This window comes from Acinetobacter sp. SCLZS86 (assembly GCF_021560715.1).
GTDB lineage: Bacteria > Pseudomonadota > Gammaproteobacteria > Pseudomonadales > Moraxellaceae > Acinetobacter > Acinetobacter towneri_A.
On record NZ_CP090864.1, the window covers coordinates 2,973,153 to 2,989,556 of the forward strand.

A 16,404-nucleotide genomic window follows, 5' to 3' on the forward strand; every position below is an offset into this window, starting at 1 on the left:
TGATCTCTTCCTTGATATCTACTGAAAGGAGCGCATAAGATTAGGGCATAATCATGAAGGAATGATGTATGTCCGAACCTGTGAATCTCTTTCAACAAACAAGAAAACACATAAAAACAGGAAACCTAACGTTTCTCTCAACCCAAGTTGCTGCATGGCAGAAACTTGGCAAACTTATTCAACCTTTACTGCCGCAACCAGAGCAATGGCAGGTGGTTTGTTATCAACAAGGTGTCTTAACCATTACTGGAGCGAATCAAGCGATGGTGAGCCAACTTGCTTATTTGCAAAAGCAATACATTACTCCACTGTCACAACTACATGAACTAAAAGACTTACAAAAAATCCAAGTTCGTTTAAGAGTTGAATCTCAAACGCCCCCAAAAAGCGAAAAGCCTTTAAGAACACTTAGTCCAGAAACTCAAGATATGTTACGAGGTGCTGCTGACTTTGTGAGCGACCCTAAGCTTAGCCAAGCTTTGTTACGTTTGGCAAGCAATAAAAAATAATTGTTTGCAGAAAACTCCAAATACTCGTACTCAAATTTGTGATTAAGTTCACATATTATTGTTGTTACATTATAACGTAGTAAGAAAAGACAATGACTTATGTCACATGCACATAAGTGATCGGGCAAGAATTTATGTCATCAAATGTTACAATTTCATAACTGCTTGGATCGCTCTGAACATTGCGTAGTAACTGATTATTTAAGGCATGTCCTGACTTGTAACCATCAAACTTGGCAATAATTTGATGTCCAAGTAAGAACAAATCCCCCACAGCATCTAAAATTTTATGCCGTACAAACTCGTCCGAGAAGCGCAAACCTTCTTCATTGACCACGCCTGTATCATCTACCCCAATCGCATTCTCTAAACTCGCACCCAAAGCCAAATTATTGGCTTTTAAATAGTCCAAATCTTTCATAAAGCCAAAAGTACGTGCGCCACTAACTTCATAGACAAAGGTTTCTGTAGAAAAGTCGATAGTGGCAGACTGAAATTCTTTGTTAAAGGCAGGATGATCAAAGTCGATAGTAAAATTGAGCTGAAAACCTTCATGCGGACTGAACACCGCGCGCTTATCATCAATTAATGCTGATACAGGTTTTAAAATTTTGATGAACTTTTTAGGAGCCTCCTGTTCTTTTAAACCACCCTGCATCAACAAATAAATAAAAGGCCCTGCACTGCCGTCCATAATAGGCACTTCAGAAGCAGACACCTCAATAATCAAGTTATCAATGCCCAAACCTGCTATGGCACTCATGATATGCTCGATGGTGCCAACTTTGGCATCATCCTGAACCAAATTCGAGCACATAAATGCTTCTTGAATCAGCATGGCATCGGCTGGAATATCAACAGGTGGATTTAAATCGATACGACGAAACACAATTCCCCCATCAGCATGATGCGGCACAAAGTTGATCAATACTTTTTGACCACTGTGCAGACCAATACCGCTCGCCTTGACGACACGTTGTAGGGTACGTTGTTTCAGCATGTTCTCAATTCATCTAAATTTTAAAACCGTTATACGTTAGCATATTTAGCCATTGATAAAAAACAAAAAAGGCAGTTTAAAACTGCCTTTTCCCGATCACACGATGAAATTGAGCCTCTTGGCTTATTTACGCTGCTGATTTTTCAAATAGTCTTGAATACTCATCGGCGTTGGGCGCGCAGAGCCTGATGTGGTTGTCGCACTAATTGCAGGTGCAGTTTCTGCTTGTTGACGCTGAATTGCAGGAACATCGTCCTCTTCCACTGCCGCTGTTGGTGCTGCAGAAGCGGTTTGTGTCACAGTGCGTTTCGCAGGCTCTGGTGTGTCGCCTGTGTTACGCGCCAAACCTGTAGCAATAACCGTTACGCTGATTTCGTCACGCGCTTCAGGGTCAAATACCGTACCATAGAATACTTGGGTTTGTTCAGTATCTGAAAGTTGATGAATTACCTCCATAATCTCATCAATTTCACCGAAGGTCACATCATCTCCACCCGTGACGTTAATCAACAAGCCTTTGGCATTTGCAATAGTCACGCTATCGAGCAATGGGCTGCGAATGGCTTGTTCAGCCGCTTGACGTGCACGGTTTTCACCACGCCCTGAACCAACACCCATCATCGCATAACCGCGCGTGCTCATTGCCGTTTTCAAGTCAGCAAAGTCAAGGTTGATGTGACCCGGACGCACCACCAAATCAAAAATACTGCGTACACCGTTCAACAAAACGTCATCGGCTTTTTTATACGCATCTTTCATTGAAATATCGCGGTAAACTTTCATTAAACGCTGGTTTGGAATAATGATTAAAGAGTCTACATGCTGCTCTAATGCCGCAATTCCTTTTTCCGCAGAAAGTAAGCGACGCTTACCTTCAAAGTTAAATGGCGTAGTCACCACACCTACGGTCAAAATACCCATTTCTTTGGCAATTTCAGCAACTACTGGCGCAGCACCTGTACCTGTGCCGCCACCCATCCCTGCAGTCACAAACACCATGTCTGTACCTTCAAGTTGCTGACAAATTAGCTCGCGGCTTTCTTCTGCTGCAGTTTGACCCACTTGAGGATCGCCGCCCGCGCCTAAACCACGTGTGCTTTGTTCACCTAGCTGGATTTTGAATTGCGAATTCATGCGATCGAGTGCTTGTTTGTCCGTATTGGCACAAACAAATTTTACACCCTGAATATCTGACTCGAGCATGTGCTGCACAGCGTTACCGCCTGCACCACCCACACCAAACACAGTGAAACGGGCTTGACCGTTGCTATCGGTTTGATCATCTATAAATTCAAATGAGGCCATGACCTTTAGATTTCCTAATACGTTATTGGCAGTCACTTAAGCCCGTATACTGCCTTGATCTTCATAAAAATTATTTTTAAGAATGCTGTTCAACTTCTGGCTTGTCAAGTACCAGCCATGATCCTTACAACTTCCTAACAATATTCCCCAAAAAACTCAACTAAAAAATAGATTTTAGCTTTTCGTTCAAGCCTGACCATGCCCGTCCGACACGCCCCCAAACCGATAAGGTTTCAGGGTCTTCATGTTCTACAATTGTGTCTTGAGTATAGTTTTGACTATAAAGCAATAGGCCTGAGGCCGTTGCATATTGTGAACGGCGTAAAGCAGCCTGATGCGGTTCATCGGCATAAACTTGTGAAGGATGATTCCCCAAGTGCGCCGAAACACCTAACATACGACGTACCAAGCTGATCATACCTTCAATTTGTGAGGCATCGCCCGCCAAAACCACACCATGATATAAACCATGAATGGCACCGCTTTTTTCAAGTTCCTGACGAATTTGTGCGAAAATTTCTTCATAACGCGCAATAATAATTTCCGCCAGTTCAATGCGGCTAATGGTTTGTGGCCCATCAATGCCTTGAATTTGAATCATGTGATCAGGTTTGACCACTTTCATATCTACACAGCCATACAATAGCTTAATTCGTTCTGCTTCTTCAGTTGTGGTTTGTAACACCGCTGCAATATCGCGGGTGACATGCTCACCACCACGTTGCAAAGTGTGTGCTAAGGCCAAACGCCCATCTAAATAAACCGCAATACTAGTCGTGCCTGCGCCAATATCTACCAAACACACACCGTATTCTTTTTCATCTTTAAGTAGACTGGCTTCTGCAGTGGCTAAATTTGACACCACCATTTTTTCGACACCAATATTGGCACCTTTTAAAGCGCGGTCTAAATTCTGCATGGTGCTAATAGGTAACATCATCAATTGATAATGCCCTGTCATGCTATGTGCCGACATACGAATTGGGTTTTGTACCCACTCACCCAAATCATCTAAATCGAAACCGAGTGGTACAGCGCTCACCAAATAATGGTCTGAGGTGAGGTGACTGGCTTTGGCCAAGTCCAGTGCGCGTACCACTTCACTGGTAGTAATGGTGTGATCACTACTTTCAATAGGTGTGCGACCTGAAGCATAAAAGCTTTTTAGCTCTGCACTAGGAATAGAAATCCATGCCGAATGCACACGGCATTCTGCCATATCTTCCGCTTCTTGCACGGCATTTTTAATTGCAGTAATCACTTTATCGAGACTGACAATTTTTCCTTTACTCATGCCTCGATTACGTGCGGTGGCCATACCAATGACTTGGATATTGTCTGGCGCATGGACCTTAGCAATCAAAACTGAAACTTTATGCGTCCCAATGTCAATCGCAACAACCGAGGGAACAGCTTCACTCATTTATTCACTACCATTACCAGTATGTTTAATTTATGGCTTAATGCCTCTATTTTTTTAAAGCCCAATATTATGGCTTTGCTCTTATTCCCTCTGCAATGCTTGTGTCATCAATCGTTACAACAAAGTGACCATTTGCAATTTTTGGCGGAATTGAGTTTTTCCATTGAATGGCTAAACCGTTGCGATAACGCAAATCGATGGCGGAGATTTTAGACCATACAGGTTTCAAATCACTTTGTGCAAGATGTCCCAAGCGCTGCAGCTTACTCATGGTTTGATCTTTATCTACAATAACACGTAGACCTGAATCAAACTGCATAAACCACGTCATACGTTCTGTTAAATATAGTTCTTTTAAACGATCGTTGACGGGCAAGAATAATTGATTAATTTCATTATAACGACGCATCATCATTTTAGATTGATGCGTTGGTCCGTGTAATAACGGTAAATGTTGATTATTTTGTGGCGTGACTTCGGTAAAGACCTCACCGCTGTCACTGAGCAAACGACCTGTACCCCAACGGGCAATTGGATGACGCGGCATGACCCGCACACGAATGGCATTCGGCCACGCGCGTGAAACCACCACTCGATCTACCCAAGACAACTCCAAAGCAGTATCGCGGATTTGCTCTAGGTCAGAGGTGAAATAGTTCTTAGTCATCACAGGGTTCACATGCGTCATCACTTGACGATGTTCCGCATCTGAACGTGTACCCACTACATCTAGCTTGGCAATTTGTGCGTCGGTCATGACTTTATATAGCCCATACGCACCCACTGCCAGCACGAGCACTGCAACGCAAAGCATTACCCAACCGCCAAAATGGATCAGCTTTTCTTTGGCTGTTGGCGGTTTGTCATGAATCGAGGTAATCGCTGCCCGTTTACGGCGCAAGGATGCAGGAAGTTGAGCCATATTTAGTGTGCTTCACCTGTGAGGGTTTGTGCCAAAATTGCCACACACAGCTCATCAAAACTATAGCCGACTGCATTTGCCGCTTTCGGAACTAAAGAATGGCTGGTCATTCCCGGTACGGTATTCACTTCGAGTAACCAGAAATTACCCTTTTCATCTTGCATGGCATCAATACGCCCCCAACCACTTGCACCCACCGCTTGGAAGGCACGCAATGCCAAAGCTTGTAACTGTTGCTCTTCGGCAGCGTTTAAACCACACGGAATACCGTATTGCACATCGTTACGCTGATATTTGGCTTCATAATCATAGAACGCTACATCTTTCGGGGGTTCTAAACGAATAATCGGTAAAGCCTGACCATTTAACAGCACGATGGTAAATTCACGCCCTGTAATCCATTTTTCAGCCATAACAATGGCGTCATGTGCAGTTGCTTTCGCCACAGCATTAGCAAAGTCTTCAACTTTTTCGACTTTGCTCATGCCAATACTTGAACCCTCATGCACAGGCTTGATGATGAGTGGCAAGCCCAATTCAGCAACCACATCTTCAATATTGGAATCTTTGCTGACAATACGATATGGCGCAGTTGGCAAGTCCGAACCTTGCCAAATTTGCTTAGTTTTCACTTTGTCCATGCCAATCGCTGAACCTTGCACGCCCGTACCGGTGTATGGAATATTCAACCATTCCAAGACACCTTGAATTTGACCATCTTCACCACCACGCCCGTGTAATACAATAAAGGCACGATCATAATTGACCAATTCGGTCACACTACGTGTTTGTGGATCAAATGCTTCTGCATTGACCCCTGAACGTAGCAGTGCTTCGAGTACTGCTTGACCGCTGTCTAGAGAAACCTCACGCTCAGCAGATTTTCCACCCAATAACACGGCAACTTTGCCGAACTTTGAAGCATTTGACACGTTTATATCCTTAAACTTTAAACTGGTCGATCAAATTCAAACATCACAGGTTGTGATTATTTTAAATACAAATGGTTTTGTGCAAGTTCGATTGAAATCGCCCCCACATTACCTGCACCTTGGGTCAATAACAAGTCATTAGCCTGTAACACTTGTTTCACAATATTCGGTAAGTTGCCATCGTTTGGATCGACCAAAATTGGCTCAACCTGACCACGCAAACGAATACTGCGCGCTAAAGTACGACTATCTGCACCAACAATTGGTTTTTCGCCCGCAGGATAAACATCGAGCAATAGCAATTGATCGACTTGTGACAACACCTCAACAAAGTCATCAAAACAGTCACGAGTACGACTAAAACGGTGTGGTTGGAACAACATCACCAAACGGCGATCAGGATGACTTTGACGCGCAGCTTTAATAGTGGCTTCCACTTCTTTCGGGTGATGTCCGTAGTCATCTACCAATTTCACATTGCCGTCTGCTACCGCAAACTCACCTTGTACTTGGAAACGACGACCAACACCGCTAAAGCCTTCTAAAGCACGGCAAATTGCACCATCAGAAACACCTTCATCGGTGGCAATTCCAATTGCAGCCAAAGCATTTAATACGTTGTGCAGACCAGGTTGATTCACCGTCACGCGTAACGGTTCGCGGTCTTTACGCAATACGGTAAAGTGTGTGCGCATACCGTCTTGATCGACATCAATGGCACGAATATCGTTGTCTTCGTTAAAACCATAGGTCAATACAGGACGCCCGATACGTGGCATAATTTCACGGATATTGGCATCATCACCACACACGACAGCTAAGCCATAGAATGGCAGTTTGTGCAAGAATTGAATGAAGGTATCTTTTAAAATATCGAAACTACCACCATAGGTGTCCATATGGTCGGCATCAATATTGGTCACCACAGCCGCCATGGGCTCTAGGAATAAAAACGATGCATCAGATTCATCGGCTTCTGCCACGATATAACGGCTCGCACCCAATGCTGCATTGACACCAGTACGGTTTAGCAAGCCACCAATCACATAAGTTGGATCCATATTTTCTTCGGCCAACATACAGGTAATTAAACTGGTGGTGGTGGTTTTACCATGCGTACCCGCCACTGCAATACCATGACGATAACGCATCAACTCGCCCAGCATTTCAGCACGACGCACCACAGGAATACGGGTGTCAATTGCTGCTTTAATTTCTGGGTTTTCTGGGTCAATTGCAGTAGACACCACCAACACATTTGCGCCTTTAATATGATCTGCCGCATGCCCAATATAAACCTTGATGCCGTTTTCTTCTAATTGCGCTGTGGTTTTTGAAGCTTTGATGTCTGAACCCGATACTTTATAGCCCTGGTTTTTCAAGACTTCGGCAATACCACACATCCCCGCGCCACCAATACCCACAAAATGAATGTGTTTGATACGGCGCATTTCAGGCACTTTGATTAATTTTTTCGCTTGATCAGCGGGTGTAGATGGAGACATATTTTACTCGAACAATGCTTGAATAAGACGAACCACGTGCTGAGTTGCATCTGGCTGTGCCTGCTGACGGGCTTTGACCGCCATTTCAGACAACAATTGACGATTCATTAACGGGGTTAATAATGTTGTTAAACTTTCGGGGGTCATACTGGCTTGCGGACAGATTTTTGCTGCACCAAGATCGGCTAAAAATTTGGCATTGGCAGTTTGGTGATCATCCACCGCACTAGGCAGTGGCACAAATACTGCTGCAACACCTGCAGTCGCGACCTCGGTTACCGTGAGCGCGCCCGCACGACAAATGATTAAATCGGCATCACTATAGGCTTTGGCCATATCTTCAATAAAAGGCTGTACCTCAACCTGTAAATGGTCAGGCTTGTGTGCATAACGTGCCTGCGTCGCATCGGCATGGTTTTGCCCACATTGATGATAGACATCTAAAGCAACATTCAGTTGCTTTAACGCTTCAGGTACACATTCATTTAAGGCTTGTGCACCAAGCGAACCACCCACAATTAAAATACGAATTGGCAAGCCTGCTTTTTCACGTTCCTGATAGCGCCATGCAGGGCTTAAGGTCGCAGTGATTTCTTCACGAACAGGGTTGCCTGTGGTGACAATTTTGTTACTGTTTGGAAAGGTATTTGGGAAAGCCTGACACACGGTTTTTGCCACACGTGACAATTGAGTGTTGGTAAAACCCGCGACTGCATTTTGTTCATGAATCAGCACAGGAACACCCAAAGCGCGTGCTGCCAAGCCACCTGGTCCTGCTACATAACCACCAAAACCTGCAACTGCATCAACTTTTAATTGCTTCATGTAACGCACAGCACTGAGCGTTGCACCTAAAATTTTAAATGGTGCAGCCAGTTTACGGATCAAACCGTTGCCACGCACACCTTGAATATTAATTTGGTAAATCGGGATATTGTGATTTTTAAGCAGACGATTTTCCATGCCCGTTGGGGTCGCCAACCATGACACTTGAATCCCTTGTTGCTGTAATTGTTTTGCGACGGCTAAAGCGGGAAAAACATGTCCACCTGTACCTGCGGCCATCATCATGACATGTTTAGGCTGTTGTTGCTGTGCATCAGTCACGGTTTAATTCTTCAACTCAAAATAAGGCAAATAAAAATCTTGTATAAGCTATCAATTGTAATCACAAACGCATGGGCTTGAAAGGTTATTTACTTTTTTTCACCAAGTGCTTGATTGTTTTTTTCTACAGATTTTCAAGTTTAAACTAGTTTTATTATTAATCTACGGAAAATGTTAAGTTTTATTCAATTTTAGATGCTTTGCTTGATCTATTTTGCAAAGTGTTTAAGTTGTTTTTTGTCTCCACGTGTCTAAAAATAAAGCCGCTTTCAAATAGAAAACGGCTTTTGTATTGATACAGTGAACATAAAGCCTAAACTTAGTTTGAACGACCTGCTTCAAGTACTTTAAATAAATCATCGGCAATAGATGTGCCAAACTGTGCGTCAATTTCACGAATACACGTTGGACTGGTCACGTTAATTTCAGTGACATAGTTGCCAATCACATCTAACCCGACAAAAATCAAGCCTTTTTCACGTAAAAATGGTCCAACTTTGGCGGCAATGACTTTGTCATTTTCAGTCAATGGACGTGCTTCACCCAAACCACCTGCAGCTAAGTTGCCACGCACTTCGCCATTTTGTGGAATACGGGCCAAACAATACGGCACAGGCTCGCCATTGATCATGAGGATGCGTTTATCACCCTCTACAATTTCTGGAATATAACGCTGCGCCATGATGGGCTGAGTGCCTTTGTTGGTCAAAATTTCAAGGGTTGAGCCAATATTGACCCCGTCTTGGTACAAACGGAAAATACCCATGCCGCCCATGCCATCGAGCGGTTTAACAATTACATCGCCATGTTGCTGAATAAATTCACGAATCAGGCTTTGTTGTGAAGTAACCAATGTCGGAACTTGTAGTTCTGGGAATTGGGTCGCAAACAGCTTTTCATTACAGTCACGCAGGCTTTGCGGTTTGTTGATGATCCATGCGCCTTCGCGTTCAGCTTGCTCTAAAATATACGTGGTATAAACGAAATTCATGTCAAAAGGCGGGTCTTTACGCATGAGAATGACATCATAATCGGCTAAGGATTCTTTGCGTTTTTCGCCCAATTCGTAATAATGGTTATAGTCTTCAAAGACTTTAAGCGATGCAATCAGACCAAATGCCTTGCCCTGATCAATATATAAGTCTTGCTGTAATGCATAGCCCAAGGTATGCCCACGACGGCTTGCAGCCCATAACATTGCCATGGTGGAATCTTTTTTGAGATTGACACTTTCAATGGGATCCATCACCACAAGTACGCGCATATTTCGGTGCTCTTTTGAAGAATTGAATAAGCAAAAGTATAGCGGAGTTTGGCTTTGGTGTTGCTGCAATTTTCGTAACGCTTCATCCACAATCATCATGCACTTGGGAGTACGCGATGCAACAAGCAATTATTGGTTTTCATTTAGATGAAGAAAATGATTGGGTCGCAGATTTGGCCTGCGGTCACGGGCAGCATGTGCGGCATAATCCGCCGTGGCAAAACCGCCCGTGGGTAATCACAGAGCAAGGGCGCAAGGAAAAGTTGGGGGTGATGCTCGAGTGTAAGAAGTGTGAGGAGGAGACACCAATCTAAATCACTGTCTCCTTAGTGTCTCCGATACAATAATATTTCTCAATTAAATTTGTTACATCCAAAACAATTTAAAGGGGAAACTGAAATGCCAAAATTAACTAAAGAACTCGTAGTAAACTGGCATATTACAGAAGCATGCAACTACAAGTGTGATTATTGCTTCGCAAAATGGGATAGCGATAGTAAAGAGGTTTTGCACTCTCAAATAAAAATTGAAACTCTAATTGAGCAAATTGAAAACATTAGACATATATTAAACAAATCAAGTCAAACCGTTTATTTTGATCAATTACGTCTCAATTTAGTCGGAGGCGAGACTTTTCTTTATATGAAACAATTGAAAAATATTATCAATTTATCAAAAAAGTATAATTTCAGGCTTTCCGCGATTACTAATGGCAGTCTATTCAATGAAATTGATATGAAGTTTATTGCTCAGAATTTTTCGTCATTAGGTATTAGTGTAGATTCTATAAATGAATACACCAATTTAGCTATTGGACGTACATCTAAGCAAAATACCTTTAATCCGTCTCAAGTTTTAACAGCTATCAATAAAATTAAAAAGTATAACCCTATGATAGAAATAAAAATTAATACTGTCGTCAATAAGCTCAACGCATCTGAGGATTTAAGCTACTTTATTTCTCAAATCCAACCTAATAAATGGAAAATTTTTAAACTTTTACCTGTTTATTCAAATAAATTAGATATCACAGAGCAAGAGTTTGATCAATTTATTGAAAAACACTCAAGCTTCAAGTCTATTATCAGTTCAGAGAATAATAATGACATGACTGAATCATATTTAATGATTGATCCACTAGGACGTTTTTTTCAAAATGGTTACACGAGTGGGTATAAATATAGTTCTCCATTATGGCAAGTTTCAGCAGAAACTGCATTAAAGCAAATAAAATTTGATTCTCAAAAATTTGTCAATCGTTATAAAAAAATCTTTTAATTAAAAAATTAGAAGAAGCTCTTAAACTCCATAAGAGTTTTTTTTCATCCCAAGAACTCTCTTGTTCTAATAACTTAAATTCCATAAATACAATATATTTTTTAAACTCATCAATTGTTTCCTGACTGATACTCTGATTCCTCATGCGATGTCTAGCTTTTTGTACTCTTTTGTAAAAACTTTCCCCTCGATTTTTCACATCAAATTCAGAACAAAATTCTCTTAAATTACCTTTATAACATTGCTCTAGAAGAGTATTAAATTTATCGGTAACCTCTGTACTGCTGCCTACCACTTCGGCATTCCCCCTGTGATCGATTCATATAATATTGTGTAGATTTCACCACTTTGTCATAATCAATTTGAATAAGCTTATTTATCACACATTCACAATACTGTTCTGTTTCTAACAAGCTTAAATTGGATGTTTGGAATACTCTAGCCTCACATGCTTTTTCAAATTTTTGAATATTTTTATCCGTCCATGAATTGTTATCTACCAAACTTTTATATCCCATAAAAGCTACTGGCAACCCTATTAATGTAGCCCAAATCCAATTTTTATACTTATGCTGTTTTTCTGTACCATAAAACATTAAATGAGATTGACAACCGCCACATTGGTAAAGACCTGTTTTTCGAGAGTCGATGATTAACCTGTTATCACGTCCACATTTCGGGCAACGTATATACGCATACTTTTCTAATTCAGACATAATAAAAATAAAAAAAGGGTGATAAAACACCCTATTTTATATAAGAAATAATGATTTAGATACCATACTTCACACGGTACGCTTCCATTTTCGCCAAGGCCTCTTTTTCACCTTTGGCATCCAAATAATTCATTAAATCTTTCATGGTAATTAAAGCATGCACAGGAATTTCCAACTCTTTTTGTACTTCCTGAATGGCAGACAAATCGCCCTGACCTTTTTCTTGACGGTCTAAAGCGACCAATACACCCGCAATTTGCGCACCTGCATTTTTCAAAATGGTCACCACTTCACGAATAGCGGTACCCGCAGTGATCACATCATCAATAATCCAAACTTTTTTGCCCTCAACTGCAGCACCCACTAACACACCACCTTCACCATGGTCTTTGGCTTCTTTACGGTTAAAACCCCACGGCACACTAACGCCATGATTTTGTGATAAAGCCACTGCTGTAGCTGCTACAAATGGAATACCTTTATAAGCAGGCCCAAAAATAACATCTACGTGTTTGCATTGCATGAGTTGATCTGCATAGCCCGAAGCCAATAGCGATAAAGCCTCTCCATCATTCAACAAACCTGCATTAAAAAAATAAGGACTCACACGACCCGATTTTAAAGTAAACTCACCAAATTTAAGCACACCACGTGATAAGGCGAGTTCGATAAAAGCTTGCGGGTTAAATTGAGCTGGCGATGTCATGAGGTGCTCCAAATTAATACATTGAGGTAAGACCCGAGCATGATACCAAAGAGTAGCTATCCGAGTGATCAAAAAATTCTTCGAGTGGTTTCAATTAACGTCAATGGGTTGCGTTCATCGGTAAGCAAAGGCTTACTCGAATGGTTAGAAAAGTCTGAAGCAGACGTGATTTGCATGCAGGAAAGCCGCATCACCCACGCCCAATGGACCGATAAATTTAAGCCCGAAGGCTGGCACACGCATCTTTTCCCTGCAGAACGCGCAGGTTACGCAGGGACAGCCATTTATAGCCGTTTGCCCTTTGTTTCTGTGCAAAATGGTTTAGGCTTTGAATTGGCCGATTCTCAGGGTCGTTTTATCAGTGCTGAATTTGATGTAGGACTAGATCACCCAATTTACATCTGTTCACTGTATTTGCCTTCTGGCTCTTCAGGTGAAGAAGCGCAAATGCGCAAAGATCACTTTTTAGAAGAGTATCAAAAAATTCTAAAACAGTGGCGTGAAGAGAATAAATCGATCATTGTCTGTGGTGACTACAACATCGTACATAAACGTATTGATATTAAAAACTGGTCGGGTAACCAAAAGTCTTCAGGCTGTTTACCACATGAACGTGCATGGTTAGATCATATTTATAATGACTTAGGCTATGTCGATACCTTCCGTGAAGTACGCCATGAAGCAGAGCTGTATTCTTGGTGGTCAAATCGTGGGCAAGCACGTGCCAAAAACGTTGGTTGGCGGATTGATTATCATGCCTGTTCACCCGACTGGAAAGCACGTACTGTCAATGCTTGGGTGTATAAAGACGAATGGTTTAGTGACCATGCTCCTGTGATTATTGATTATAAGATTTAGGGTCTATTGACATTTCATAAATGGTTTGCGCTGTAGGCTAAAACTGAGCAGATCAGGCATGAAACGCAGGGAATAGTGGGTCTATTGCCAAGTTTCATAACGCAATCTGAGAAAGTTTTAGCCACAGCCTGAGCAAAAACAAGCACTGCTTTGTTTGCAGCGCAAGGCGCAGCGAAGGACGAGCATATTTTTTTGCTGCTATTGCGTTATGTGCCAGTCATTTAGAATGGCTAAATTTCCTGTCCCATGCCTTATATCAGCTAAAAATATGCGTCGTCGCAAACATAGACGAATTGTCAATAGTCCCTTATTCACACAAATTTCACAGCCTACACGAGTGAACAATTATTCACTCAACTGAGGTTCAATTCGCACATAATCTGTCGACTTTGTGTATTTATCTTCAAGTCGATTCAGCGCATTATTGCATCACGGCAAAGGGACAGTCAGGATGACACAAAAGGATTGGAAGCCGAAGGATGGAAAATAAACTAACTGGTTTTAGTTAGTTTCAAGGAAGTAACAATGGACGTTAAAATGAGACCCGCATAATCAGGATGATTAAATGCGGGTTTTCTCTTTTTATCCTCTTATTTTCTATTTTGCGCTATTACTGTTGTTCTTCACTGTATTTTTTATTTTCACTTGAGTCTGTTCTTATCAAGTTTTTTATTTTGTTCTGTTTATACGTCCCATTTTAGAGCGATCAAGTGTCAATTTGGTGACATCGATATGACGTATTGATGACACATACCATTTAAACAGCCAATCATTGTTCACTGCAGGTTTCTAGCACTTAGCGTTATTTTGGGCTAGGCTATAGCCAATTTGATGATATTAACGTGAAAAAATATGTTAAAAATTTATGGGATTAAAAACTGCAACTCAATGAAAAAAGCCTTCGATTTGCTCAATGAATTGGGGCTAAGTTATGAGTTTCATGATTATAAAAAGCAAGGGATTGATGCCGACACTGTCAAAAGTTGGTTAGATGCACTTGGACAAGATGTGGTACTGAATAAAAAAGGCACCACTTGGCGCAAACTCAGTGAGGCAGAACAGCAAGCTGCTTTGGAAAGTGAAGACAAATTAATTGAAGCACTTTGCACTCACACCAGTTTAATTAAACGTCCTGTCTTAAAAACTGAATCAGGCTTTATTGCAGGTTTTGATGAAGCGGCTTATCGTGCTTTGGGTTAAGTTCAAAAAATGCCAATAAAAAACCTGCTCACAAGGAGCAGGTTTTTTTATATCCTGTGCAATATCATTTCAATTGCAGAGGATGGAATACATGCTTAGTTTGCACGAATCCATGTTTGGTTACGACCCAATGCCGCTACACCAATGAAACCACGCAATTCAAGTTTCTTACCACCATCGGCAAGTTTACCTTTTAGCTTGTAGGTTTTACCTGTTTGAGGATCAAGGATTGAACCACCATCGTAGCTCGTGCCACCTGTGTTTTTCAGACCGCGAACAATGGTCAAACCTTTGAGTGATTTGTTGTGATACGGACCTTCACATTTTGTACAGGCATTTTCTTCACCAGGCGTTAAAATTGACTGAATGCTTGCGGTTAAAGTTCCATTTTTTTGCTCAGTAAATCTTACCGTGGCTTTGGGTTGTTTGGTTTTGTCGTCAATTGTTTTCCAAACTGTGCCGTTAAGCGGATCTGCAGCATTGGCCAAAGCGCTTAAACCTAACAGCCCGAATGCAAGTGCAATTTTTTTCATTGTTTTGTTTCCCTAGTCTACTATCAGACAACTTTATTATTAAAAAGTCACAACAAATTTGCAATTTTTGAATGTGACCGTTTAGTGTACCCTTGTAAAGTATGTTGGTAAATACACAAATATCCGATCAAATAAAGAACAAGATGGAAAAATCATGAAGATTAACCCCATGTGGAAACAAATTATTACAGAGCAGTTTTTAAAAACCACCATTCGCAAACCAAGCCAATTTAATTTACCCCCCAATTCTGTACGTTTTGCACTAGAACAAATGTGCCGTTTATTTCCCATGCAAAAGTCGGTGCAGGTACGCGCGCTGCGTTTAGCAGGTCTGCATGCCGAAGAATTAAAACCACAGAATGCTGCAACACAGCTCATTTTTCATATTCATGGCGGGGCTTTTTTTCTGGGTTCGTTAAATACCCATCGAGCATTTTTGAGTCAAGTTGCGGCACGCACCCAAATGCAAGTGATTCATGTCGATTATCCGCTTGCACCTGAGCATCCTTTTCCACATGCTTTGGAAGCCGTGTTTGATGTCTATCAAAGTCTGTTGGCGCAAGGTATACACGCCAAAGATATTATTTTGTCAGGAGATTCTTGCGGTGCAAATTTAGCGTTGGCGCTAGCTTTAAAAATACGTGATGAGCAATTGCCGCAAGTGAGTGGCTTAATGCTGCTGTCACCATTTTTAGATTTAACCCTCACCAGTGAATCCTTGCGTTATAACAGCAAGCATGATGCCCTGCTGTCAATTGAAACGCTGGAAACAGGCATTGATTATTATGTACCACCTGAACTTGATCGGGCAGACCCGCAAATTTCGCCATTATTTGACGACTTACATGAATTGCCACCCGTTTTAGTACAAATTGGTTCTAAAGAAATTTTGCTGGACGATGCAACACGCTTTAAAGAAAAAGCCGAACAGGCAGGCGTAGAAGTGCATTACAAACTCTACACGGGTATGTGGCACAATTTTCAAATGTTTTCACCGTGGTTTGAAGAAGCCAAACGTGCATTCGCAGATTTGGCAGAGTTTGCACATCGACAAGATCAAAGTTAAGTTCAACCATATAAGTCTTTGCTCACCTACCCTTTTAGCCGATCCATCTATTTTAAAAAAGCTCAGTACCCTTAAAGCAC

At 41.6% G+C, this 16,404-nt stretch carries 18 protein-coding genes; 6 read left to right on the top strand and 12 right to left on the bottom strand.

Going from position 1 to position 16,404, the window contains the following annotated elements:
- Nucleotides 1-68 precede the first annotated feature (68 nt).
- A complete protein-coding gene (locus tag LZP46_RS14225; RefSeq protein ID WP_236094179.1) occupies nt 69-509 on the top strand; it encodes a DUF721 domain-containing protein in 441 nt (146 codons plus the stop codon).
- Between the two features lie 97 nt (nt 510-606).
- Here LZP46_RS14225 and lpxC read toward each other — a convergent pair whose 3' ends face one another.
- The 8 genes from lpxC to gshB form a co-directional block, all read right to left on the bottom strand.
- Nucleotides 607-1,509 (bottom strand): UDP-3-O-acyl-N-acetylglucosamine deacetylase, encoded by a 903-nt coding sequence (lpxC, locus tag LZP46_RS14230; protein WP_236094180.1) that lies wholly within the window; start codon nt 1,507-1,509, stop codon nt 607-609.
- A gap of 123 nt (nt 1,510-1,632) precedes the next feature.
- The gene (gene ftsZ, locus LZP46_RS14235; protein WP_019837079.1) at nt 1,633-2,814 is read right to left on the bottom strand and encodes a cell division protein FtsZ; all 1,182 of its coding nucleotides are present in this window, start codon (nt 2,812-2,814) and stop codon (nt 1,633-1,635) included.
- A 160-nt stretch (nt 2,815-2,974) separates the two neighbouring features.
- Nucleotides 2,975-4,237, bottom strand: a complete 1,263-nt coding sequence (gene ftsA / locus LZP46_RS14240; protein ID WP_236094181.1) for a cell division protein FtsA — start codon at nt 4,235-4,237, stop codon at nt 2,975-2,977.
- Between the two features lie 67 nt (nt 4,238-4,304).
- Nucleotides 4,305-5,159 (bottom strand): cell division protein FtsQ/DivIB, encoded by an 855-nt coding sequence (locus LZP46_RS14245; protein WP_004974235.1) that lies wholly within the window; start codon nt 5,157-5,159, stop codon nt 4,305-4,307.
- A 2-nt stretch (nt 5,160-5,161) separates the two neighbouring features.
- Nucleotides 5,162-6,091: a D-alanine--D-alanine ligase gene (locus LZP46_RS14250; protein ID WP_019837077.1), complete on the bottom strand. Its 930-nt coding sequence runs from the start codon at nt 6,089-6,091 to the stop codon at nt 5,162-5,164.
- Between the two features lie 56 nt (nt 6,092-6,147).
- On the bottom strand, nt 6,148-7,596 hold the full coding sequence (gene murC, locus LZP46_RS14255) for a UDP-N-acetylmuramate--L-alanine ligase (protein ID WP_070155860.1): 1,449 nt from the start codon (nt 7,594-7,596) through the stop codon (nt 6,148-6,150).
- 3 nt (nt 7,597-7,599) lie between these two features.
- Entirely contained in the window at nt 7,600-8,703 is a 1,104-nt protein-coding gene (gene murG, locus LZP46_RS14260; RefSeq protein ID WP_236094182.1) for an undecaprenyldiphospho-muramoylpentapeptide beta-N-acetylglucosaminyltransferase, read from the bottom strand.
- A 319-nt stretch (nt 8,704-9,022) separates the two neighbouring features.
- Nucleotides 9,023-9,967, bottom strand: coding sequence for a glutathione synthase (gshB, locus tag LZP46_RS14265; RefSeq protein WP_236094184.1), 945 nt, complete (start codon nt 9,965-9,967; stop codon nt 9,023-9,025).
- A 116-nt stretch (nt 9,968-10,083) separates the two neighbouring features.
- Between gshB and LZP46_RS14270 the strand changes: the two genes are divergently transcribed.
- Both LZP46_RS14270 and LZP46_RS14275 read left to right on the top strand, forming a co-directional pair.
- The gene (locus LZP46_RS14270) at nt 10,084-10,281 is read left to right on the top strand and encodes a DUF3565 domain-containing protein (protein WP_004974221.1); all 198 of its coding nucleotides are present in this window, start codon (nt 10,084-10,086) and stop codon (nt 10,279-10,281) included.
- Nucleotides 10,282-10,366: 85 nt separating this feature from the next.
- Nucleotides 10,367-11,245, top strand: coding sequence for a viperin family antiviral radical SAM protein (locus LZP46_RS14275; RefSeq protein ID WP_178318901.1), 879 nt, complete (start codon nt 10,367-10,369; stop codon nt 11,243-11,245).
- Here the strand turns inward: LZP46_RS14275 and LZP46_RS14280 are convergent.
- Genes LZP46_RS14280 through pyrE form a run of 3 tightly spaced genes read right to left on the bottom strand, consistent with a single transcriptional unit; the run spans nt 11,220 to nt 12,667 of the window.
- Nucleotides 11,220-11,540, bottom strand: coding sequence for a hypothetical protein (locus LZP46_RS14280; protein ID WP_236094185.1), 321 nt, complete (start codon nt 11,538-11,540; stop codon nt 11,220-11,222). The genes LZP46_RS14275 and LZP46_RS14280 overlap by 26 nt on opposite strands.
- The gene (locus tag LZP46_RS14285; protein WP_178318902.1) at nt 11,509-11,961 is read right to left on the bottom strand and encodes a hypothetical protein; all 453 of its coding nucleotides are present in this window, start codon (nt 11,959-11,961) and stop codon (nt 11,509-11,511) included. The genes LZP46_RS14280 and LZP46_RS14285 overlap by 32 nt, the downstream gene beginning before the upstream one ends.
- A gap of 55 nt (nt 11,962-12,016) precedes the next feature.
- Complete coding sequence (pyrE, locus tag LZP46_RS14290; RefSeq protein WP_070155850.1) at nt 12,017-12,667, bottom strand: orotate phosphoribosyltransferase; 651 nt, start codon at nt 12,665-12,667, stop codon at nt 12,017-12,019.
- Nucleotides 12,668-12,706: 39 nt separating this feature from the next.
- Here pyrE and LZP46_RS14295 point away from each other — a divergent pair, with 39 nt between their 5' ends.
- Together LZP46_RS14295 and LZP46_RS14300 are read left to right on the top strand one after the other, a co-directional pair.
- Nucleotides 12,707-13,525, top strand: coding sequence for an exodeoxyribonuclease III (locus LZP46_RS14295; protein ID WP_019838101.1), 819 nt, complete (start codon nt 12,707-12,709; stop codon nt 13,523-13,525).
- Between the two features lie 852 nt (nt 13,526-14,377).
- Nucleotides 14,378-14,725, top strand: a complete 348-nt coding sequence (locus LZP46_RS14300) for a Spx/MgsR family RNA polymerase-binding regulatory protein (RefSeq protein WP_070155844.1) — start codon at nt 14,378-14,380, stop codon at nt 14,723-14,725.
- A 95-nt stretch (nt 14,726-14,820) separates the two neighbouring features.
- Here the strand turns inward: LZP46_RS14300 and LZP46_RS14305 are convergent, their stop codons facing one another.
- Nucleotides 14,821-15,258: a DUF2147 domain-containing protein gene (locus tag LZP46_RS14305; RefSeq protein ID WP_004974208.1), complete on the bottom strand. Its 438-nt coding sequence runs from the start codon at nt 15,256-15,258 to the stop codon at nt 14,821-14,823.
- 154 nt (nt 15,259-15,412) lie between these two features.
- Here LZP46_RS14305 and LZP46_RS14310 point away from each other — a divergent pair, with 154 nt between their 5' ends.
- Nucleotides 15,413-16,324 (top strand): alpha/beta hydrolase, encoded by a 912-nt coding sequence (locus LZP46_RS14310; RefSeq protein ID WP_178318903.1) that lies wholly within the window; start codon nt 15,413-15,415, stop codon nt 16,322-16,324.
- Nucleotides 16,325-16,404 lie beyond the last annotated feature (80 nt).